The 20,975-nt window shown below is 40.9% G+C and carries 17 protein-coding genes; 3 read left to right on the top strand and 14 right to left on the bottom strand.

Going from position 1 to position 20,975, the window contains the following annotated elements; all coding sequences use genetic code 11:
* Positions 1-3: 3 nt before the first annotated feature.
* From ACHUFA_RS07060 to ACHUFA_RS07035, 6 genes are all read right to left on the bottom strand, one after another.
* A complete protein-coding gene (locus ACHUFA_RS07060; protein ID WP_222347556.1) occupies positions 4-915 on the bottom strand; it encodes an aldo/keto reductase in 912 nt (303 codons plus the stop codon).
* Between the two features lie 130 nt (positions 916-1,045).
* Positions 1,046-2,059, bottom strand: a complete 1,014-nt coding sequence (locus ACHUFA_RS07055; RefSeq protein WP_222347557.1) for a glycosyltransferase family 2 protein — start codon at positions 2,057-2,059, stop codon at positions 1,046-1,048.
* Between the two features lie 72 nt (positions 2,060-2,131).
* Positions 2,132-4,531 (bottom strand): glycoside hydrolase family 3 C-terminal domain-containing protein, encoded by a 2,400-nt coding sequence (locus ACHUFA_RS07050; protein WP_394405289.1) that lies wholly within the window; start codon positions 4,529-4,531, stop codon positions 2,132-2,134.
* A 144-nt stretch (positions 4,532-4,675) separates the two neighbouring features.
* On the bottom strand, positions 4,676-5,074 hold the full coding sequence (locus tag ACHUFA_RS07045; protein ID WP_222383469.1) for a hypothetical protein: 399 nt from the start codon (positions 5,072-5,074) through the stop codon (positions 4,676-4,678).
* A gap of 485 nt (positions 5,075-5,559) precedes the next feature.
* Entirely contained in the window at positions 5,560-6,039 is a 480-nt protein-coding gene (locus ACHUFA_RS07040) for a GtrA family protein (RefSeq protein ID WP_394405288.1), read from the bottom strand.
* A 179-nt stretch (positions 6,040-6,218) separates the two neighbouring features.
* Positions 6,219-9,128, bottom strand: a complete 2,910-nt coding sequence (locus ACHUFA_RS07035) for a beta-glucosidase (protein ID WP_394405287.1) — start codon at positions 9,126-9,128, stop codon at positions 6,219-6,221.
* 175 nt (positions 9,129-9,303) lie between these two features.
* Here ACHUFA_RS07035 and ACHUFA_RS07030 point away from each other — a divergent pair, with 175 nt between their 5' ends.
* Positions 9,304-10,029: a LytR/AlgR family response regulator transcription factor gene (locus ACHUFA_RS07030; protein WP_394405286.1), complete on the top strand. Its 726-nt coding sequence runs from the start codon at positions 9,304-9,306 to the stop codon at positions 10,027-10,029.
* Positions 10,026-11,339, top strand: coding sequence for a sensor histidine kinase (locus tag ACHUFA_RS07025; RefSeq protein WP_394405285.1), 1,314 nt, complete (start codon positions 10,026-10,028; stop codon positions 11,337-11,339). Before ACHUFA_RS07030 ends, ACHUFA_RS07025 begins: the two co-directional genes overlap by 4 nt.
* Positions 11,340-11,417: 78 nt before the next feature.
* Here the strand turns inward: ACHUFA_RS07025 and rpsD are convergent, their stop codons facing one another.
* The 8 genes from rpsD to mnmA form a co-directional block, all read right to left on the bottom strand.
* A complete protein-coding gene (rpsD, locus tag ACHUFA_RS07020; RefSeq protein WP_222347580.1) occupies positions 11,418-12,029 on the bottom strand; it encodes a 30S ribosomal protein S4 in 612 nt (203 codons plus the stop codon).
* A gap of 195 nt (positions 12,030-12,224) precedes the next feature.
* Entirely contained in the window at positions 12,225-12,476 is a 252-nt protein-coding gene (locus tag ACHUFA_RS07015; RefSeq protein ID WP_222347581.1) for a Veg family protein, read from the bottom strand.
* Between the two features lie 3 nt (positions 12,477-12,479).
* A complete protein-coding gene (gene dnaB / locus ACHUFA_RS07010; RefSeq protein ID WP_222347582.1) occupies positions 12,480-13,835 on the bottom strand; it encodes a replicative DNA helicase in 1,356 nt (451 codons plus the stop codon).
* A 32-nt stretch (positions 13,836-13,867) separates the two neighbouring features.
* Entirely contained in the window at positions 13,868-14,320 is a 453-nt protein-coding gene (gene rplI, locus ACHUFA_RS07005; protein WP_222347583.1) for a 50S ribosomal protein L9, read from the bottom strand.
* Positions 14,321-14,322: 2 nt separating this feature from the next.
* Positions 14,323-16,284 (bottom strand): GGDEF domain-containing protein, encoded by a 1,962-nt coding sequence (locus ACHUFA_RS07000; RefSeq protein WP_394405284.1) that lies wholly within the window; start codon positions 16,282-16,284, stop codon positions 14,323-14,325.
* An 89-nt stretch (positions 16,285-16,373) separates the two neighbouring features.
* Complete coding sequence (gene mnmG, locus ACHUFA_RS06995; RefSeq protein ID WP_394405283.1) at positions 16,374-18,284, bottom strand: tRNA uridine-5-carboxymethylaminomethyl(34) synthesis enzyme MnmG; 1,911 nt, start codon at positions 18,282-18,284, stop codon at positions 16,374-16,376.
* A 134-nt stretch (positions 18,285-18,418) separates the two neighbouring features.
* Positions 18,419-18,892 carry a DUF6892 domain-containing protein gene (locus tag ACHUFA_RS06990; RefSeq protein ID WP_394405282.1) on the bottom strand — a complete coding sequence of 158 codons (474 nt, stop codon included), beginning with the start codon at positions 18,890-18,892 and terminating at the stop codon, positions 18,419-18,421.
* A gap of 27 nt (positions 18,893-18,919) precedes the next feature.
* A complete protein-coding gene (gene mnmA / locus ACHUFA_RS06985) occupies positions 18,920-20,041 on the bottom strand; it encodes a tRNA 2-thiouridine(34) synthase MnmA (RefSeq protein ID WP_222347587.1) in 1,122 nt (373 codons plus the stop codon).
* A 261-nt stretch (positions 20,042-20,302) separates the two neighbouring features.
* Here mnmA and sdaAB point away from each other — a divergent pair, with 261 nt between their 5' ends.
* Positions 20,303-20,974, top strand: a complete 672-nt coding sequence (sdaAB, locus tag ACHUFA_RS06980; protein WP_394405281.1) for an L-serine ammonia-lyase, iron-sulfur-dependent subunit beta — start codon at positions 20,303-20,305, stop codon at positions 20,972-20,974.
* Position 20,975 lies beyond the last annotated feature (1 nt).

Here is a 20,975-nt window from a genome sequence, read left to right as displayed (position 1 = left end):
CCTTTAAGGCAAGATATTTCCTGCACTCTTGTAAATGTCATACCACTCAGCTCGCGTCAGAGAGACTTTCTCAGCTTGAGCAATTTTAGCAAGACGACCCGGATTCATAGACCCCACAATAGTCTGAATCTTAGCTGGGTGGCGCATGATCCAAGCAACCACAATCGCCTCATCAGATACTCCATATTGGCTTGCATACTTGGCAATCGTCGCATTGAGTTTGGCATAGGCTGGATGAGTCGCAAAAATGCCTTCTGACAAGCTAACCAAAAATGGAGACCACGCCTGAATGGTAATTTTCTTCAGTTGACAATAGTCTATCAAGCCACCATCTCGCATGGTTGCTGCATCATCCTTCATATTGACATGAAAACCTGCATCAATCATAGGCGTATGAGCTGGTGACAACTGGAGCTGATTGACTGCCAGAGGCATATCCATATAGGACTGAAGCAATTCCATTTGATAAATGTTCTGATTGCTGACACCAAAATGACGAACTTTCCCAGCCTTTTTCAAACGATAAAAAGCCGCCGCAACCTCTTCTGCCTCCATGAGGGCATCTGGTCTGTGCAAAGCCAAAACATCCAGATAATCTGTCTCCAAACGGGATAAAATTCCATCAACAGACTTCAAGATATGTTCTTTTGAAAAATCAAAATAACCGTCGTGGATACCACATTTTGACTGAAGAATCATGTCGTCTCGCTTGAGACCAAGCTCCTTAGCTGCCGCCGCAAAACGCAACTCCGACTGTCCTCCACCATAAATATCCGCATGGTCAAAAAAGTTTATCCCATTTTCCAAGGCCGTTTGCAGTACTTGACTAGCTTCTGCAACCGTCAGTGCATCCATGCGCATACAACCAAGAGCAATTCTTGACACTTCTAAGCCTGTTTTTCCCAATTCTTGCATGTGTAACCCCTTTCTTTTCTCTCCCTATTATAGCATAAAGAAAAAGAAAAACAGCCTTTTGCCGTTCTTCCGAAGATATATGAAAAGAATAAACTAAGTATAATCGCTCTAGCTTAAGCCTTCCTTAATCTTAATTGAATCCATAGATTTTCTTGGCAACCTTGTACAAGGCATTTGATAACTTTCGACCTGGATAGCCATAAAGATTGGTTAATTGTCCCAAAAGACCATTACGAATTACTTTGAACAGTTCAGGGTTGTTGTTTTCGATGTATTCCCAGAGTTCTTGTTTCTTCGTCATATGCTCAGCAGTCCCTGCTCGATTGAGAAGGGCACATGATACTGTCGTCACGATTTCTACATGATTGAGCAAATAGCTGCGCTGGTCGCTGGATGAAATCTCATCCAACTTGAGTTCATCCACTAAGATTTTGTTGACCTTTAATTGCTGGTCAATCCGTTTAATCATCACTGCTTCATTAACTGACTGATCGTCACGACCGATGAAGTAACGATAGAAATCAACCGGCAAATAGTACATTGTCTTGATATATTTTGAAGGCGTGAAGACAAAGATATTATCCACATAAAAAGTGTGTTCTGGTAATTGGAGGTTAATCTGACGCAAGAGCTCTGTCCGATAGATGAGCGAGTGCATCATCATATATTGCCCTTTTGAAAAAGCGCCCATTTCATCCCAGGTAAAGACCTTTTCTGCCGGCATAACATCCTTGTAGCTCATGGATTTCTTACGGCTTTGCCCCTCTTTTTCATACACAAAATTCGAAATAAAGGCATCTACCAGATTTCCCTCTGCTTCCAGCTTAGACAAGGTTTCTAAAATCTTGATATAGGCACGCGCATCCACCCAGTCATCACTGTCTACGACCTTGTAGTAGAGGCCACGCGCTTCACGAAGGCCCGTATTAACAGCTCCGCCATGTCCCTTATTTTCCTGATAAACCGCACGAACATTTGGATACTTAGCCTCTAGTTCCTCAGCAATTTCTTGAGTACGGTCACTGGAACCATCATTGATAATCAAAATTTCTACCTGATCCCCGCCCACAACTAGCGACGAAACACAATAGTGCAAGTAATCTTGAGCATTGTAACTAGGGATGGCAATGGTTAATAATGTCATCTTTCTCTCCACTTTACAAGGTTTCTGCCAACTAAAACTAGCTGGCAGACGTTTTTTCTATTATATCATAAATTAGGAAAGTTGTTTTTGGTAAGCGTTTTTAGCACGAAAGGCCTTCCACAATTGACCCACCCCTTTAAAGAAATGTCCGTTGACCATCATGAGAATCGCAGCCACCATATTTTGGTCAATCATATCACCTGTCATCTTGGCAATAGCACGGAAAGGCATATTGTACATGAAAAGGAGATTAAGATCTGGAGTTCCTTTTTCTTCTGCCTTTTTGAGCAAATGGCGCAGGAGTTTATACACCAAGCGAGCAAGGCCGCTCTTAGCATACTGCATTTTCAAAATAGGGTCGTTGAGGCGGAGCTCTTGTCCTACTTTCCAAGACTCAACTGGTACCGGACGTCCCAGTAATTTAGCAAATTCTTCATCAGAAACTGCTGCCACTTGTCCACTGAAATAGCTTGGAAGAACGCTTTGGTCTGGCATCAGGTCAGTTGTTGCTGTTTTTGCCAATTGTGCTGTTAAACGAATATCCGCCGAGCTTGCTCCTACATAGATCTGATAGTCTCCACCTTCCACCTCGAATTGATTGGTTTCCACATTGAAATAACGGAAACTATAGGCATCAAATGGAATAAAGACTTCCTGAGACTTACCTGCTTCGATATAAACTTTAGCAAATCCTTTCAACTCCTTAAATGGACGATAAAGGGCACTGGCTTCTTTCCCAATGTAGAGTTGAACAACTTCGCTACCGGCTACAGAGCCTGTGTTGGTAATAGTCAAACGAATACCATTTTCCTCCACAGCAAGGTCAGAATAAGTAAAGTCTGTATAAGAAAGCCCGTAACCAAACGGATATTGAACAGCAAGTCCAGCCTTATCTGTATAACGATAACCAACATACAATCCCTCACGGTAGAGTGAGTAATCACCCGTCGCTGGAAATTCGCGTGACGAAGGCAGGTCTGACAAGGAAACAGGATAGGTTTCGCTCAATTTTCCACTTGGGTTGATCTTACCTGTCAATGCATCCAGCATAGCTGGCGCGCCAGCTTGACCGGAAAGATAACCATGAATGACTGCCTTGACACCGCTAATCCATGATAAATCCACCACCGAACCTGCTGACAAGACTACCACAATATTCTGGGTAACAGTCTGCAACTTTTTCAAGAGAGAGAGTTGATTTTGTGGCAAGGAAAGATGGCTACGATCCAAGCCTTCACTCTCACTAATCTCATCTAAGCCCATGTAGAAAAGCACTGTATCAGCTTTTTTTGCCAAGGAAAGAGCTTCATGGGCCAAACCTTCATCCGCCTTATCTACACGTTGATACCCTTGGGCGTAGCCCACAACTGTCACATCATAATCTTTAAGACTATCAACCGTATTGTCCAGTTTTTTAGCATTGATCAGAGAAGACCCCGCCCCTTGATAACGCGGATTTTTGGCAAATTCACCAATGACAGCAAGTGTTTTTTGAGAATCAAGCGGTAAAATCTGGTCTTCATTTTTTAAAAGAACGATACTATCAGCAGCAGCCTTACGAGCAATCGCATGTTGGTAATCGTAGTCCACACTGCGTTTTTCCTGTGTAGCCAAGTCCAAAACGACCATTAACAACTCATCTACGCGCTCATCCAAGACTGTTTCAGATAGACGACCGTTCTTGACGGCATCGATGATTTCCTTCTGACCAACTGTTGTTGTACCAGGCATTTCAAGATGACTACCATTTTCCACACCGAGAACGTGATCATTTGAACCACCCCAGTCAGACACGACAAATCCTGTAAAGCCCCACTCATCTCGCAAAATATCACGAAGCAAGCGCTTGTCTTCGTTGGCATAATTACCATTGATTTTATTATAAGCACTCATGATGGCCTTTGGATTGCCTTCCTTGACCGCAATTTCAAAACCAGTCAGGTAAATTTCGCGGAGAGTCCGCTCGTCAACGATGGAATCTGAGGCCATGCGGCGCAATTCTTGGCTATTCACCGCAAAATGTTTTGGTGTCGCGGCCACTCCTTGAGATTGCAAACCACGAATCATAGCTGCAGCCTTTTTCCCAGCTTGATAAGGGTCTTCTGAATAATACTCAAAATTCCGTCCACAAAGAGGACTGCGTTTGATATTGAGACCAGGACCCAAGACCATGTTCACATCTAAACTACTAGCTTCTGCCCCTAGAGCACTACCAACTTCTTCGACAAGGTCTGGATTCCAGCTATTAGCAAGGGTGGCAGCTGTAGGAAAACAGGTCGTTGGCACAGAGGCGTTGAGTCCCAAGTGATCTCCCTCACCCTCTTGCTTACGGATACCGTGCGGTCCGTCTGATATGAAAATAGATGGGACACCTTTTTCAGTATAATCCTTGGTTTCCCAGACGGATTTTCCAGCCATCAGAGCAGCCTTTTCTTCCAAGGTTAATTGTTGAATAATCACTTGATGTTTCATAAAATTCTCCATTTATCCGATTCTGATAAACTTATGATAACAAATCAACTTGGCGAATAAAACGCTTTCTTCATAACCTGCTCTATTCTTGACATAATTTGTAGAAAAAGAGTAGAAAAAGGACTGGAACTCGTCCAGCCTCCCTTATTCATGAGATTTTTTCAAGGATTTTCTTTTAACAAGTTTGGGTAAATGTGGGCGAAATTCCATCCCAAATAGTATTCGCACCAGCCAGAAGAAAAAGACAAAAACTAAAATTGGAATGACACAGGTCGTTACGATCAAGACTGCTACCGCATCCAGAAGATTGCTCATGGTGGTCTGGACCTTTTCCATAGTCTCCTCATAGGCATTGGTCACAAAATTCGTCGCCTTTGACCACCAATCCTCATTTTTCTCAGCTTCTTTTTGAATACTCTTGTTTCCCTTAGTTGCCTTCTTAATCGTCTGCTCTACGGATAATTCATGAGTCTTTTCAATGTGGTTAGAAATACCAACACTAGCTGGAATCAAGGAAAAGGTTACTGCACCGAGCAAGGCCAATTTTATAGCAAATTGTTTGATCTTTTCATGGGAAAATAAACATTTCCTGCGAAAATGAAGGCTGAAATTGGTAGATAGATTTTGAAAAAAATTGCGCAGTGATTCCCACTAAATATTTTTGTACCCAAATAGCGCCAAAAACTACCACAATATAGTTGGTTAAATCAGCAATGTTTTCCGCTACCGGTGAGCCAATATCGTTCGGCAAAAGAGTGATGGATGTAGAGGTGCCCACTGAAGTTGCTGCTAGGGCTGCTACCGTATTTTTCTTAACATCTAGCGAGGTGATGATATCAGTATTTCTTTTACTAGTGTCAAATCTGAAAGCAAGAAAAAGGAAACGAGAGCAAGTAAAACGAGGCTTACGGCACTGAGCTCTTTTTTATAGGTCTTCAAAAACTGTTTCACGTGAAACCCTCTTCCTAAAAATTATATAGACATTTTCAGTCAACGTCAACAAAAAACAGCCTCAAACGAGGCTGCAACTATTTCATAATCACAAATTTCATCATTGGATAGTTAACCGCTACTTGAACGATGATATTAACCCAGTTTGCACAAGTCTGTGCCCAACCAAGACTCATACCCCAAGATTGGAAAATTGCAGTCGTATAGGGTGGCAAAACAATAGATAAAATTCCAGCCACCACAACTGTCAAAATATACCAGTGCAAGGTTTTAGAAATGTCATTTTCTGCACCAAAAACCAGCTTACGTTGCACGATATAATTGACAACCTGCGCAGCTACATAGGCTAACAGGAAGGACAAGAAGCCGTTCAAACCACCATTTTTCACCGGATAATGAAAAATGAACCAGTCAAAGGGCTGTTTGGAAAAAGCTGTAAATAAAACGGTGCTACCCAGCCATAGTACACAAAAATTAGTAATGGTCGCGATATTTGATAGGACATTAAACTTGATAAACTCCCACAAATCTGGGTGATTTTTAATCCATTCTTTCATGATTTCCTCCATAAAATCTCTTTGATTTACCTCTATTTTATCAGGGATTGCGCTATAAGAAAGCGTTTTTACACAATTTGTCTCTTTCCTTGCATAATTTGACAAGAGCTATCTTTTCTCTAAAAAAGCTACCCCAAAGGGTAGCTCTATATCTAGGAGACTAATATAAATTGATAATATTAAGCTACTTCAGCTTCCTCTTTCTTTTTACCTGTCAACTTAGCAAGTCCCAATCCAGCAAGGGCAATGAGTACGGCATTAGAAGCAAGGTAAACGACAATCCACCATTTTTTCTTAGGTTTGTAGATATCAAACGCTGCTGAATGTGCTACTGTATAAAGAATGTTTTTGCTTGCACGACGAAGTGATGCAACACCTTCTTCAGTACCTGTTGACAAAGCAGTTGGAGCATCTCCACTAGGTGTCAACATAAGGTCACCACCATTGCGAATAGCCTGGTCTGGACTCATGTAATCTTGACCGTCAAAGTCAGTAATAACCATACCTTTGAAGCCCCATTCATCACGAAGAACACCATTTAACAGGTCTGTATTACCACCAGCCCAAAGAGTACCAATACGGTTGAAGGAGCTCATGATAGCTGTAGCACCACCCTCTTTTACAGGAATTTCAAAGGCTTTCAAATATACTTCACGCATTGCTTGTTCATTAGACCATGTTGCAACACTTTCACGGTTGTCTTCTTGGTCGTTGAGAGCAAAGTGTTTTGTAAATGTATAAACGCCATTTTCAAGTGCTTGGGCAACAAGCGCACTAGCCATTTTACCTGAGAGTGTAGGGTCTTCTGAGTAGTACTCAAAGTTACGTCCAGAGAATGGTGAACGGTGAATATTCACTGCTGGAGCATAGAGACCTACAACACCGTGTGACAAGGCTTCTTTAGCAAAAGCATCACCCATTTCTTTAGCAAGATCTGTATTCCAAGTTGACGCAACAACTGTTTCTGAATTGTACTGGATGCCTTTAATACCTTGGAAAATACCATTGATACCAGCAGGTCCATCCAAATCAACAACAGCAGGTTTATCGATAGATTTCACTGCACCTGTTGCGTATCCACCAAAACCAATCAATTGAACCATTTCAGCGACAGACATTTGAGCGACTAATTTATCCCAACGCTCATCGTCGTAGTCCGCTCCAACAAGATCAACTAAGCGAAGACCATTATTCTCTGTTTTCACTTCTGTGGCTGGAGTTTCTTTATCTGCATCAATGCGGAAGTTTGCACGGTCAGTTTCTTTTCCAACTTGCTCACTAGCTTCCTTATCTGCTGTACGTTCTTTTGGAAGAGTGCCTTCCCAATCCACACGGCTAACATAAGCAAGATCACCCACTGCATAATCAAAACGATTTCTTACTTCTGCTTTATCAGAAGAACGTTGATGAAGAACTTCTTTTTTAGCAACTGTGTAGTCTTTTGAATCAAGCACATCATGTGCATTGTTCATCAATTTAACTTCATATTTGCCTGCATCAAGAACATAGGCCTTTTCTGTCTTATAATCATAGGAAGCCATGTCATCACGGTCGTATGAAATTGTCAATTCTTGACTTGCACCTGGTTCTAATACATCTGTTTTATCGAATCCTGCAAGTACAATGTGAGATTTTTCAACACCACCAACAGTGTATGGCGCTGTGAAGTAAACTTGAGCAACATCTTTACCAGCTACATCACCAGTATTGGTTACTTCTACTGTTACATCAATCTTATCGCCATTTTCTTTAACAGACACAATCTTTTGGTCAAAGTTTGTATAGCTAAGACCGTAGCCAAATGGATATTGAACTGTCTTATCGTAAGCAGCTTCATCCATGACACCAGTGGCATTGTTTACAAAACGAGTTTCATAGTAACGGTAACCAACGTAGATACCTTCATTGTAGTTAACGAACTTGTAGTTCATTGTGATTGGCTCTTTAGCGCCCCATGGTGTATTCTCATAAGTCAAATTAGTGTATGAGAAATCCCCTGTGCTAAACCAAGTAGGGTTAGACTCCATAGCATAGGCGTAGGTGTCAACCAAGCGACCTGATGGATTCACTTCACCGGAAAGAATACGGGCCACACCATCTAAACCTGTTGAACCAGGTCCACCAATCCAAAGAGCTGCATCCACACCTTGGTCTTCAAGGAAACCAAGTTCCATCGCATTTGAAGAGTTAACCAAAACAACAACTTTGTCGAAGTTTTTCTCAACCATGGCAAGCATATCTTTTTCGACATTTTGCAATTCAAGATAATGTTTGTCTTTATCACCTTGTTTGTAATCAGCCATATTTTGTGGTAGGTCAGCACCCTCACCACCATTACGAGAAATAACTACTACAGCTGTATCTGAGAAGTCTTTAGCTTCTTGAATCAACTCATCAGAATATTTATCTTGAGTTAGTTCATAAATATTATAATCACCACCATTGAGTGAGAAGATATTTGTTCCCTCTTTTTTAGGAAGATTCTTGGTATAGAAATCAGTCAATTTTGAGTTCAACTCAAAACCAGCATTTTCAAGACCTTTTTGAAGGTTGATATTCTTAGACTCGTCAGCAGCACCTGAACCAGAACCACCGTATGTCACTGATACAGATGAAATACCGAAGACATTCAATTTTTTAGTATCTTTCAAAGGAAGTGTTTTTTCTTTATTCTCAAGCAAAACAGTTCCTTCTTCTTGAATTTTGGTTACCAATGCTTTTGAATCTTTTTCAGCATCAGCCATTTTCGCCGCATCAGCATAACTTGGTGCAAAATAAGTATCAATCACATTGACAAACATATTCACAGCATAGTTTGCACCGATGATAATCACACCTAGCAAGGCGAGCAAACCTGTCAAAATTTTACTTTTCTTGCCTGAAAAAGCTTTATTTTTTACACCGCGGTAAATAAAATAAGCAAACAAGGCTACGACGAGTACACTTGCGATGATGAGCGTATTTTTGACAATACCTGCAGCATCCCAAGATTGATAGGAACTAGCATAATCATCTGCAAAAACAGTTGCTCCTGATGAAGTCACCATTGCAGAAGCCAAAGCTAGACCAGATTGTTTCCAAGTCTTCATAAGACCCCTCCTAAATTTTTTGAATCGGCTTTGTAAGCCTTTTCTTAATCATGCTCTTACTTTACCCAAAGACCGTTTTCATGAAAACACTTTCTTCATAATTTGTCATTTTGGACACATAATCTGCAATTTTTTCAATCTACAAATTTCGTCCTATTTTTGCTATACTATCTATATGAAAATTGCAATCGTAGAAAACCAAAAGGTCGAACAAGAACGTCTCACTTCCTATATCCAACATTACTGTCAATCCAAGGGGCTTACTGTTGAAATCACCTGCTTCAATGACGGAATCGATATCACAAGTGATTACCAAAAGGTTTTTGATGTTATTTATCTGGATGTGGAAATGGAAATTATGGATGGTATGACGACCGCTAAAAAGATTCGTCAGTTAGATCATGATGTTCATCATGATGTTCTTATCGTCTTTGTCACCAACCATTCTCAAGTAGCTATCCAAGGCTATTCAGTCGAAGCTATTGATTTCCTTTTGAAACCACTGAGCAAGTTTGTCTTCGAGGAACATTTCAAAAAAATTCTTCACAAACTGCCTAGTCCTGAGGAAGAAGAATCCTACCTTTACATCAAAAATAAAGCCTCTACCTTCAAAATCGCCCAAAAAGATATTTTTTTCATTGAAAGCGAAGGTCACCACCTCCATATTCATACCAAGGACGAAACGATTACAACCAGTAACACCTTGAAAAACATGGAAAATTTACTGGACAAGAAGAATTTCTTCCGCTCCAATTCTGGCTACATCGTTAATCTCGCCTACATAGAACGCATAGAAGGAAATATTTCTTATGTTAATGGCACTCCCTTGCAGATCAGTCGTCCGCGTAAGAAGGAATTCATGACTGCCTTGACCAATTATGTAGGAGATACTCTCTTATGATTGTAACGCATTTTCCTGATATTCCGCGTCTCTACACTGCTCTAGCAGAATCCCTTGCCTGTCTTCTTGTTTGCCTGCCTCTCATTCATCAAATGACCTGGGGACAACGACTGAAGAAAATCCCTCTCGTTCTTGTTGGCCAAATTTCCCTACAGTTTTTTGCAGGGCAGCTACCTCTATTTTTCTGGACAGTTGGCATGGCATTGAACGTAACTTGGATGTTTGCCTCCATTCATATTTTAGGGGTGACTCACAGAAAGATGACACCTTATCTCACTGCAAAAGCCTTTATTTCTGCTGAGTTAGCGGCCTCTATTTCATGGCATATCTACTGTCTGTTCATTCTAGGAAGGCCATTTGATTCTTTATTCAGTCAAATAATGGCTATGTTGTGGATGGCAGGATTTGTTTTCGTCATCCTCTACTATCAAGAAAGCAAGTTGGACTTAACTGACTTAGAAAAAAGTATTGAAAATCGAGATGTCTGGGTGGCTGCCTTTACTTCTCTAGCAATCTTTGTCCTAAGTAATATTGGTTTTATCTTTACAGGAACCCAGCCCTTCCAAGACTCAACTAGTATTTTTATCTTAAGAACAACGGTTAATCTGTCAGGTATTTTTCTTCTCTATACCCAAGAATCCCAGCAATATGATCGTTATCTCCGCGAAGAATTATCCTCTATCAACAGCATTTTCCAACTCCAATACAAGCAGTACCAAGCCTACCGTGAAAATAGCGAATTGATTAGCCGTAAAGTACATGATCTCAAACACCAACTTTACATCATCCGTCAGGAAGCTGACAAAGACAAGCAAAAGCTGTACTTAGATGAAATGACCTTGGCTATTCATAACTTTGAAGCCAAAATTGAGACCGGAAATCCTATCCTTGACACTATTTTAACGCAAAAAAATCATTACTGCCTGCAAAACGGTATCAATCTGACCTGTATTGTTCAAGGAGAGCTCCTGCATTTCATGGATGCCATGGATATCTCTGCTCTCTTTGGAAATGCTATTGACAACGCTATCGAAGCTGTAGAAAAAATCACGGAAGCTGAAAAGCGCCTCATTACCCTCAAGGTTTCCCAACATAGCCAGTTTATCATGATCCGGCTGGATAACTACGACATGTCTAACCTTGATTTGCCCAATTCAGGTTTTCCGACAACTTCCAAAACGAACAAAGACTACCATGGATTTGGACTCAAAAGCATGGAATTTGTCGTAAAGAAATACAATGGAAATCTCACTCTCACCAAAGAAGACAATTGGGTACAGCTAAAAATTCTCCTGCCACAAGTACACTAAAAGAGCCCTTCGGCTCTTTTTTAGTTTTTATGACAAAAAAGCCTGCAGAAGCAGACTTTCCAAATGTTAATCTTAAAATTAAAGCATTTTGTTGTAGAATTCAACGACAAGTGCTTCGTTGATTTCTGGGTTGATTTCATCACGTTCTGGCAAACGAGTCAATGAACCTTCCAATTTTTCAGCATCGAATGATACAAAAGCTGGACGTCCAACGATTGCTTCAACAGCTTCAAGGATAGCTGGAACTTTCAATGATTTTTCACGAACTGAGATCACTTGACCTGGAGTTACGCGGTATGAAGGGATATCAACGCGTTTTCCGTCAACAAGGATGTGACCGTGGTTAACGAATTGACGAGCTTGACGACGAGTAGTAGCCAAACCAAGACGGTAAACAACGTTATCCAAACGACGTTCCAACAAAAGCATGAAGTTGAAACCGATAGTTCCTTCTTTTACTTTAGTAGCTTGTACGAACAAGTTACGGAATTGTTTTTCACCCAAACCGTAAGAGAAACGCAATTTTTGTTTCTCAGCCAATTGCAAACCGTATTCTGAAAGTTTGCTACGGTTGTTTGGACCGTGTTGACCTGGTACGTAGTTACGACGTGCCAATTCTTTACCTGAGCCTGTAAGTGACAAGCCAAGACGACGTGATTGTTTCCATGATGGACCTGTATAACGTGACATTTTCATGTCCTCCTATAAATAAAATATATTTGTAGGAAATAACGAATTAGAAAACCCTGATTCGTGCAGAAACCCTTCGCCTAAACAGCCAAGGTTACTTGTTTTTCAAGGCCTCTGTTGACGAGTTTCATGTTTTCATGCTGTTATTTCGCACAAAGTTTAGTATAACAAAAGAAAAAGGCTTTGTAAAGCCTTTTAGTCTAAATAATGAATTAAAATCTTCTCCGTCAAAATATCGGAATAGGTGTACGATTCTACAAAGGTATTATTTGGATCTTCATACTCAACGATAAAGAGAGATTGATAAACCTCAATAATACGTCCTTGCTTATTTTTTTCACGTTTCCGACCATTTTCAAGGGTCAATTCAACCACTTGACCTTCATGGTCTTTGATTTCTTGCTTGATTTGTTTCATTTTGGCAACATCTGTAAATGCGTCACTCATTGTTTATCCTTCCTCCATTTTGGAAATACTTGCAAATTTATTATATTCTTTTTGGAACATGAGTTCCACGGTACCACGCGCACCAGAACGGTTCTTCTCGATAATCACTTCTACCGTATTGTTGGGAATACCGCCCTCTTCCTGCTCACCGCGTTCATAGTAGTCATCACGATAAAGGAAAGCTACGATATCAGCATCCTGCTCAATAGAACCCGACTCACGAATATCAGACAAAACAGGGCGCTTGTCTTGGCGTTGTTCCACTCCACGAGAAAGCTGACTGAGGGCAATAACTGGAACTTTCAATTCCTTAGCCAAAATTTTCAACTGACGCGAAATCTCAGAAACCTCTTGTTGACGATTTTCACGACCAGTTCCCGTAATCAACTGCAAATAGTCGATGAGAATCAAGCCCAAATTACCTGTTTCTTGAGCCAATTTCCGTGAACGTGAACGAATTTCGGTAATCTTGATACCTGGCGTATCATCAATGTAAATGCTGGCACGCGCCAGATTGGCTTGCGCAATCATAAGTTTCTGCCACTCTTCATCCGTCAACTGACCTGTACGAATGGAGCGCGAGTTAATAACTCCCTCAGAGGCCAACATACGGTCAACCAAGCTCTCCGCACCCATTTCCAAAGAAAAGATAGCTACCGTCTTCCCTAACTTGGTTCCAATATTTTGAGCGATATTTAAAGCAAAGGCCGTCTTACCGACCGCAGGACGAGCTGCCAGAATAATCAATTCTTCTTCATGTAAACCAGTCGTCATCGCATCCAGAGCCGGATATCCCGTCGCAATCCCTGTAATGGACGAAGTCTGTTGGGAACGAATTTCCAAATTCTCAAAGTTAAGATTGAGGACATCATCAATCCGCTTGAAACCACTACGACTAGAACCTTCACTAACATCAATCAGTGCCTTTTCAGCCTGAGCAATAATGTCATCTGAACCATCTGCCCCGTCATAAGCCGCATTGACAGACTCTGTCAAACGCTCAATCAACTTCCGCAGATTAGCCTTTTCAGCAACAATTTTTGCATAATATTCCGCATTAGCAGACGTTGGAACGGAGTTGATGATTTCAGCGAGATAACCCAGACCACCTACATTTTCTAAATCTCCGTGACTGGCTAGATAATTTCGCATGGTCGTTGCATCGATTGCTTCATTTCGATCAGCTAATGCAATCATGGAACGGAAAATAATCTTATGGGCATACTTGAAAAAGTCGTCTGCCTCAATATACTCCCGCACAAAAACCAGCTTGCCCTCATCAATAAAAATTGCTCCAAGAACGGACTGCTCCGCTAGAATATCCTGTGGTTGCACACGCAATTCATCTATTTCTGCCAAAATCTCACCTCCATTCCTTTTAAAATTCTAAATTAAGCTTCTTGTACGCTCAGTTGGATTTCTCCTACCACATCTTGGTACAATTTTACGGACACTTCCATCAAACCAATAGCACGCAATGGGTGGTCCATTTGGATATGGCGTTTGTCAACTTTAATCCCAAATTGTTTTTCCAACTCTTCAGCAATCTTTTTGCTAGTAATAGAACCAAAGGTACGGCCATCTGGACCAACTTTTTCAACAAACTTGACAACTGTTGACTCTTCTGCCAACTTCGCCTTGATAGCTTCTGCTTCTGCAATCATTTCTGCGTGAGCTTTTTCCTTAGATTTTTCTTGACCACGAAGAGCGCTAACAGCTTGTTTTGTCGCCTCTTTTGCCAAATTTTTCTTAATCAAAAAGTTTTGCGCATAGCCTGTTGGCACTTCCTTGATTTCGCCTTTTTTCCCTTGTCCTTTGACATCTGCTAAAAAGATAACTTTCATTACTATTCTCCTTCTATTTCTGCTAGTATTTTTTCACATAATTGCAACTGAACTTGTTCAACAGTCTTACCAGCAATCTGAGCTGCAGCAAGGTTAAAGTGACCGCCACCGCCCATTTCTTCCATAATCCGCTGAACATTGACCTTGCTCCGACTACGAGCTGAAATCGCCACATAGTCACTCGTTCTGCGAGTCACGACAAAGGTCGCCTCAATTCCAGCCATTTCCAGAATGGTATCTGCCGCCTTACTTGGCACAATATTATCGTAAAATTGATTTTCCTCGCCACAGACAATGACGATTTCCTCTGTCATCTTCTGCCCTTTGAGGATTAACTCATTGACTTGACGGTATTCTGCAAAATCTGTGGCCGCAATGTGCTGGATTTCCAAGCTATCACTACCTCGTGTCCGCAAGTAGCTAGCCACATCAAATGTCCGACTGGTAACACGTGCTGTAAAGTTTTTAGTATCCAACATAATCCCAGCCATCAAGAGGCTAGACTGAAGACGATTGAGTTTGTGGTGCTTATCGTTTTGGAACTGAATCAACTCTGTTACCAATTCACTAGCCGAACTAGCCCCACTCTCGATATAAGTCAGAATGGAATTATTAGGAAAATCTGCATCCCGACGATGGTGGTCTATGATAACAACCTGTGTAAACTTCTCGTAAAGCTCTTTTGACAGAGTCAAACCAATCTTAGAGTGGTCAACCATGATGAGTAAAGACTCTTCACTAACCTCTTTCAAGGCTGCTTCAACAGTCATCAAGTTAGAACAATTGTCTTCAGTCAACTTCTTGATAGCACGCTCAATGTCTGGCCCCATCTCATCCGGATTGTAGACTGTAAAGGCGTTGTTCATAATATTCTGAGCAAAATATTGCATCCCAACAGCGGAGCCCAAGGCATCCATGTCCATATTACGATGTCCAACCACAAAAACCTTGTCAACTGTTTTCAATTTATCAGAAACAGCCGTCATCATCGCACGAGTGCGGGTACGAGTACGTTTCACAGCAGAAGCTGATCCGCCACCGAAGAAAAGTGGTTGCTGGCTCTCATTATTTTCCTTGACAACAGCTTGATCGCCACCACGTACTTCAGCCATATTCAAATTTTGAAGAGCCACTTGACCAATCTGATGATGGTTATCATTTCCGTAGGCAATTCCCATACTAAGTGTCAATGGCAATTCTAAATTCTTGGCTTCTTCTCTGAACTTATCAATAATCGCAAACTTACTGTCTATCAACCGCTCCAAGATTGTATAATCCGTGAAAAAATAGAAACGATCCATGGTTCCACGACGGTAATAAATCCCATTATCATGAGCAAATTCCGAAACAAATTGTGCTAAAAAGCTGTTAACCTGACTAATCTGCGAGTCCGTCAGACTATCTTCTAATTCATCATAATTATCTACCGAAATAATCCCAATGACCGGACGGCTTCCTATCAAGTTAGCTGTCGCATTGTACTCACTCGAGGCATCAAAAAAGTAAAATAACCCTTGGTTATAGTCCACATGAACTGCATAGCGTTGACCACCAAAAACAGCATAGGAGCGATCTGTATCCAGTCCCACATCAACAATTTCACGGAGTTTCTTCTGGTCAAAATCTCCATTTTCCTTAGCAAAAATCAGCTCGGCATAAGGATTAAACCACTCTACTTGATTATCTTCTTGACGAATTTTAATAACCCCTACAGGCATCTGGTTCAGCAACTGCATCAAACCTGAATTAGCCTCTTCATTAAGCCGTTCAATCTGCTCCAACTCACTGATTTCATAGGATTTTTTTTGGAATAGAAACAGAGCAACAAGCAATGTCAGTACTAAAAAAAGTGAAATATGAATGATTGTTGAACCTTGAAACACGGTCGTAATAGCCGCCAAGCTACCAAATAAGATAAGCCCAATCATTACAAAATGAAGGGTTGAAAATCGAAATTTTTTCATTATAAACCTCTGGAGGTCATTCTACCATAAAAAGGCTGAAAAATCCATTCTTTTTGGACTTTCAACCCCAATTAAAAGAGAGGCAATGCCTACTCTTTTTCCTTGTTTTTAGCAATGGAGCGGCTACGCCCTTCCAGATAGACCATTAAGATGGAGATATCCGCTGGATTGACACCAGAGATACGACTTGCTTGCCCAATGGTTTCCGGATTGATTTTCTTGAATTTTTGACGAGCCTCAGTCGCAATAGAATCAATATCATCCCAATCAATATCCGCTGGAATTCGTTTTTCTTCCATGCGTTTCATTTTAGCCACCTGATCAAGCGCTTTTTCAATGTAACCTTCGTACTTGACCTCTGTTTCAAGTAATTCTACAACTTTACTATCTAGGTCCTCTGCAGCTGGACCGATAAATTGTGTAACAACTGCATGTGTAATATCTGGACGGCGCATGAATTCTTTTGCCGTTAGAGCATCTGTCAAGGGCTTGAAACCAAGCGACATGACCTTATCATTGACTTCCTTTACAGGTTTTAATTTTGTAGTTGACAACCTTGTCAACTCATTGTCAAATTGATTTTTCTTGATTTGGAATGCTCGGTAACGCTCGTCATCTACCAAACCGACTTGACGACCAATTTCTGTCAAGCGCATATCAGCATTGTCATGACGGAGAATTAAACGATATTCTGCACGAGAAGTCAAGAGACGATAAGGTTCCAAAGTACCCTTGGTCACCAAATCATCAATCATGACACCGATATAGGCATCACTCCGTTTTAAAATCAATTCTGGCTTACCTTGTACCTTAAGTGCTGCATTAATCCCCGCAACAATTCCTTGTCCTGCTGCTTCTTCATAACCAGATGTTCCATTGGTTTGTCCTGCTGTAAAGAGACCTGAAATTTTCTTAGTTTCAAGCGTTGCACGAAGTTGATGTGGTAAGACAATATCGTACTCAATAGCATATCCTGTTCGCATCATTTCAGCATTCTCAAGCCCTTTGATTGAATGAATCAAGTCAATCTGAACATCCTCTGGCAAGCTAGTAGACAGACCTTGAATATACACTTCACTAGTATTTCGACCTTCTGGTTCCAAGAAAAGCTGGTGTCGTTCCTTATCTGCAAATCGAACAATTTTATCCTCGATTGACGGGCAATAACGTGGACCAACCCCCTTAACAATACCTGAGAACATGGGTGCTCGATGGAGGTTTTGATTAATAATATCATGGCTTGATTGGTTGGTATAAGTAAGCCAGCAAGGAATCTGGTCTGTCAGATAATCCTCATCCTTGGACATGAATGAAAAATGATTTGGTTTCTCATCGCCAGGCTGAATCTCAGTCTCATCATAGTTAATAGACGAAGCCTTAACACGTGGGGGAGTTCCTGTTTTAAAGCGTCCAATTTCAAGACCAAGCTCCTTTAAATTATCTGCCAATCCGATTGAAGCCAGACTGTTATTCGGACCTGAAGAATACTTGAGTTCGCCCAAGATAATCTCCCCACGAAGAGCCGTTCCTGTCGTCACAACAACCGCCTTAGCAGAGAATTTCTGGTTGGTGGCAGTACGTACTCCAACAACCTTGCCATCTTCTACCAAAATTTCCTCAATCATAGACTGACGCAGTGTCAAATTCTCCTGATTTTCAACGGTTTGTTTCATGGTTTGAGCATATAGCGCCTTATCAGCCTGAGCACGGAGGGCACGAACGGCTGGACCTTTGCCCGTATTAAGCATTTTCATCTGGATATAGGTTTGGTCAATATTTTTTCCCATTTGACCACCCAGTGCGTCAATTTCACGAACTACAATCCCCTTGGCAGAGCCTCCGATAGAAGGATTACATGGCATAAATGCCAACATTTCAAGGTTAATAGTAGCTAGCAATGTTTTACAGCCCATTCGACTAGCCGCAAGACTAGCCTCAACGCCTGCATGACCTGCACCAATGACGATAACGTCATATTCTTCAGCAAATTGATGTGTCATCTCTTATCTTCCTTTAATTTTTTATATAAAAAATGGACAAAGCTAGGACTGCACGCCAAAAAGACCTGCAAGACCATGAGCTTTGACCATCATCGGTATTGTTGCATATATTGTATCAAATTCTTAACAATAGTTCAATTTAAACTAAAAAAATTTATCTCTTTAGATTTTAAAAATTCTTTAACTTTTGGTGTCATCATTGGAACTGTGCCATCAATGGTCTTTAAGTTAGGAAATTGTTGTAGCTCTGCCTCTGATATTTCCGTAATATCAAACAGATCATCCTCTCCATCCCAAGTCGGAGCGGCTACAAGATAAATGTCATTCCCTCCGTCAAAATAGAGCCGTGTTACCTTTTTAGCAATTTCTGCCGGTATTCCCAATTGCTCAAACCATTCTCTTATCTCAGGCGGGATTTTATAGGCATATTTTTCTCCATATTCCCAAAAATCAAATCCATGCTCTTCACAAAATTCATACACATTGAACTTTGGCTTTAGCAATTCTTGCTCATACATCAGTTCTTGAATGATTGCCAGCTTGAAATCAAAGTTATCAAACTTAAGATTTTCAAGATCTTTCTTTTTCAAAAAGCTAAACAATTTCATACTTATTGCCTTTACACACCTGTCAACCTAAATATACTGACAAACCTCTCCATCACGGAAAGCCAAATCAATCATGCCACCACCAAGACATTCTTGACCAGCATAGAAAACGACTGCCTGACCTGGTGTGATTGCACGTTGTTTCTCTGCAAAAACAACTTTTGCTTTATCGCCTTTCACATGAACGGTCACTTTACTGTCTGGTTGACGGTAACGGAATTTAGCCGTGCATTCCAAGGTGAATTCCTCTGGCATTTGGCGTGTAAAGTGAACTTCAGATGCTGTCAAGCTAGTTGACATCAATGACTCATGGTAGAAGCCTTGACCAACGTACAAAATATTTTGTGACAAGTCTTTTCCAACAACAAACCAAGGTTGGTTATCGCCACCATTTTGACCACCAATTCCAAGCCCACCACGTTGACCAATGGTATAGTACATGAGACCAGCATGCTCTCCCATATCACGACCGTCAACAGTCATCATCCGACCGGGCTGGGCTGGTAGATAGTTCCCAAGAAATTCCTTGAAATTCTTTTCGCCGATAAAACAAATACCTGTAGAATCTTTTTTCTTAGCGGTAGCCAGTCCTGCTTCTTCAGCAAGTCGACGAACTTCTGGTTTTTCCAAATGTCCCAATGGGAACATGGTTTTTTGCAATTGTTCTTGAGACAATTGGCTCAAGAAGTAAGTTTGGTCCTTATTATTATCAGCACCACGAAGCATATGAACAGTACCATCTTCGTCACGTGAGACTTGTGCGTAGTGACCAGTTGCCACATAATCTGCCCCCAAAGTCATGGCGTAATCCAAGAAAGCCTTGAACTTGATTTCCTTGTTACACATCACATCTGGATTAGGGGTGCGACCCGCACGGTATTCTGCTAAGAAATATTCAAAAACACGGTCCCAATACTCTTTTTCAAAGTTAACAGAGTAGTACGGAATCCCAATTTGGTCAGCAACAGCTGCCACATCCTTGTAATCTTCAGTAGCGGTACAGACACCAAATTCATCGGTATCATCCCAGTTCTTCATAAAAACACCAATGACATCATAGCCTTGCTGTTTTAGTAGTAAGGCAGTCACCGAAGAATCGACTCCTCCAGACATGCCCACGACAACGCGAGTTTTCGAGTTATCAGTCATAATTTTTTCTCCCATCTTTTCGTAGAAATAACGATTTGAAGGTCGTATTTCAATGTAATTCCAAAAAACGATTTGAAGGTCGATTTTGAAGCGCTAAGCGCAATGAGTATTATAGCATAATACGCTTGTAATTTGAAATAAATAAGGCAATGCTCATTTATTTCAAAACAAGTTTTATACATTTTTTTGAATGATTATAAGATAACTATTCCCTATCTATTTTTGTTATAATGAAAATGAAGAAAAATTTCGAGGAATAACATGAAAAGCTTAAAATTTCAGTCTGTTTTTGACATTATTGGTCCAGTTATGATTGGTCCTTCATCTAGCCACACAGCTGGCGCTGTTCGTATTGGTAAAATCGTTTCCTCCATTTTTGGCGAAGAACCAACAGAGGTTGAGTTCCAACTCTTCAATTCATTTGCCAAAACCTATCGTGGACACGGTACAGACGTCGCTTTAGTCGCTGGTATTTTAGGAATGGATACAGATGACCCCCGCATTCCTGATTCACTTGACATCGCCCGCGAACGTGGTGTCAAAGTTTACTGGAAAATCAACAAGGACAGTAATACTCCGCACCCAAATACCACTCGGATTATCATCAAAAATGACCACAAATCCATTTCGGCAACAGGTGTCTCTATCGGTGGAGGAAATATCCAAGTGACCGAGCTCAATGGCTTCGCTGTCAATTTGAACATGAACACACCAACCATTATCATTGTTCATCAGGATGTGCCTGGAATGATTGCCCATGTAACAGAGATTCTTTCTTCTTACGATATCAACATCGCTCAAATGAACGTAACCCGTGAAAAAGCTGGAGAAAAGGCCATTATGATTATTGAGGTCGATTCTCGTCAGTGTGATGATGCTGTTAAGGAAATTGAAAAGATTCCTCATTTACACAATGTAAACTTCTTTAACTAGA

This window comes from Streptococcus hepaticus, from assembly GCF_043656315.1.
Lineage (GTDB): Bacteria > Bacillota > Bacilli > Lactobacillales > Streptococcaceae > Streptococcus > Streptococcus hepaticus.
Note: the sequence above shows the minus strand (reverse complement) of the source record. Positions and strands in the feature narration are given on the sequence as shown.

What these genes read in the sequence shown, in the direction of transcription:
- ACHUFA_RS06990 (WP_394405282.1), bottom strand. Translation starts at nt 18,892, where the DNA reads ATGAAATTGTTTAGCTTTTTGAAAAAGAAAGATCTTGAAAATCTTAAG.
- mnmG (WP_394405283.1), bottom strand. Translation starts at nt 18,284, where the DNA reads ATGACACATCAATTTGCTGAAGAATATGACGTTATCGTCATTGGTGCA.
- sdaAB (WP_394405281.1), top strand. Translation starts at nt 20,303, where the DNA reads ATGAAAAGCTTAAAATTTCAGTCTGTTTTTGACATTATTGGTCCAGTT.
- mnmA (WP_222347587.1), bottom strand. Translation starts at nt 20,041, where the DNA reads ATGACTGATAACTCGAAAACTCGCGTTGTCGTGGGCATGTCTGGAGGA.
- rplI (WP_222347583.1), bottom strand. Translation starts at nt 14,320, where the DNA reads ATGAAAGTTATCTTTTTAGCAGATGTCAAAGGACAAGGGAAAAAAGGC.
- ACHUFA_RS07040 (WP_394405288.1), bottom strand. Translation starts at nt 6,039, where the DNA reads ATGAAAGAATGGATTAAAAATCACCCAGATTTGTGGGAGTTTATCAAG.
- ACHUFA_RS07025 (WP_394405285.1), top strand. Translation starts at nt 10,026, where the DNA reads ATGATTGTAACGCATTTTCCTGATATTCCGCGTCTCTACACTGCTCTA.
- ACHUFA_RS07035 (WP_394405287.1), bottom strand. Translation starts at nt 9,128, where the DNA reads ATGAAGACTTGGAAACAATCTGGTCTAGCTTTGGCTTCTGCAATGGTG.
- ACHUFA_RS07015 (WP_222347581.1), bottom strand. Translation starts at nt 12,476, where the DNA reads ATGAGTGACGCATTTACAGATGTTGCCAAAATGAAACAAATCAAGCAA.
- ACHUFA_RS07060 (WP_222347556.1), bottom strand. Translation starts at nt 915, where the DNA reads ATGCAAGAATTGGGAAAAACAGGCTTAGAAGTGTCAAGAATTGCTCTT.
- ACHUFA_RS07000 (WP_394405284.1), bottom strand. Translation starts at nt 16,284, where the DNA reads ATGAAAAAATTTCGATTTTCAACCCTTCATTTTGTAATGATTGGGCTT.
- ACHUFA_RS07055 (WP_222347557.1), bottom strand. Translation starts at nt 2,059, where the DNA reads ATGACATTATTAACCATTGCCATCCCTAGTTACAATGCTCAAGATTAC.
- rpsD (WP_222347580.1), bottom strand. Translation starts at nt 12,029, where the DNA reads ATGTCACGTTATACAGGTCCATCATGGAAACAATCACGTCGTCTTGGC.
- ACHUFA_RS07030 (WP_394405286.1), top strand. Translation starts at nt 9,304, where the DNA reads ATGAAAATTGCAATCGTAGAAAACCAAAAGGTCGAACAAGAACGTCTC.
- ACHUFA_RS07050 (WP_394405289.1), bottom strand. Translation starts at nt 4,531, where the DNA reads ATGAAACATCAAGTGATTATTCAACAATTAACCTTGGAAGAAAAGGCT.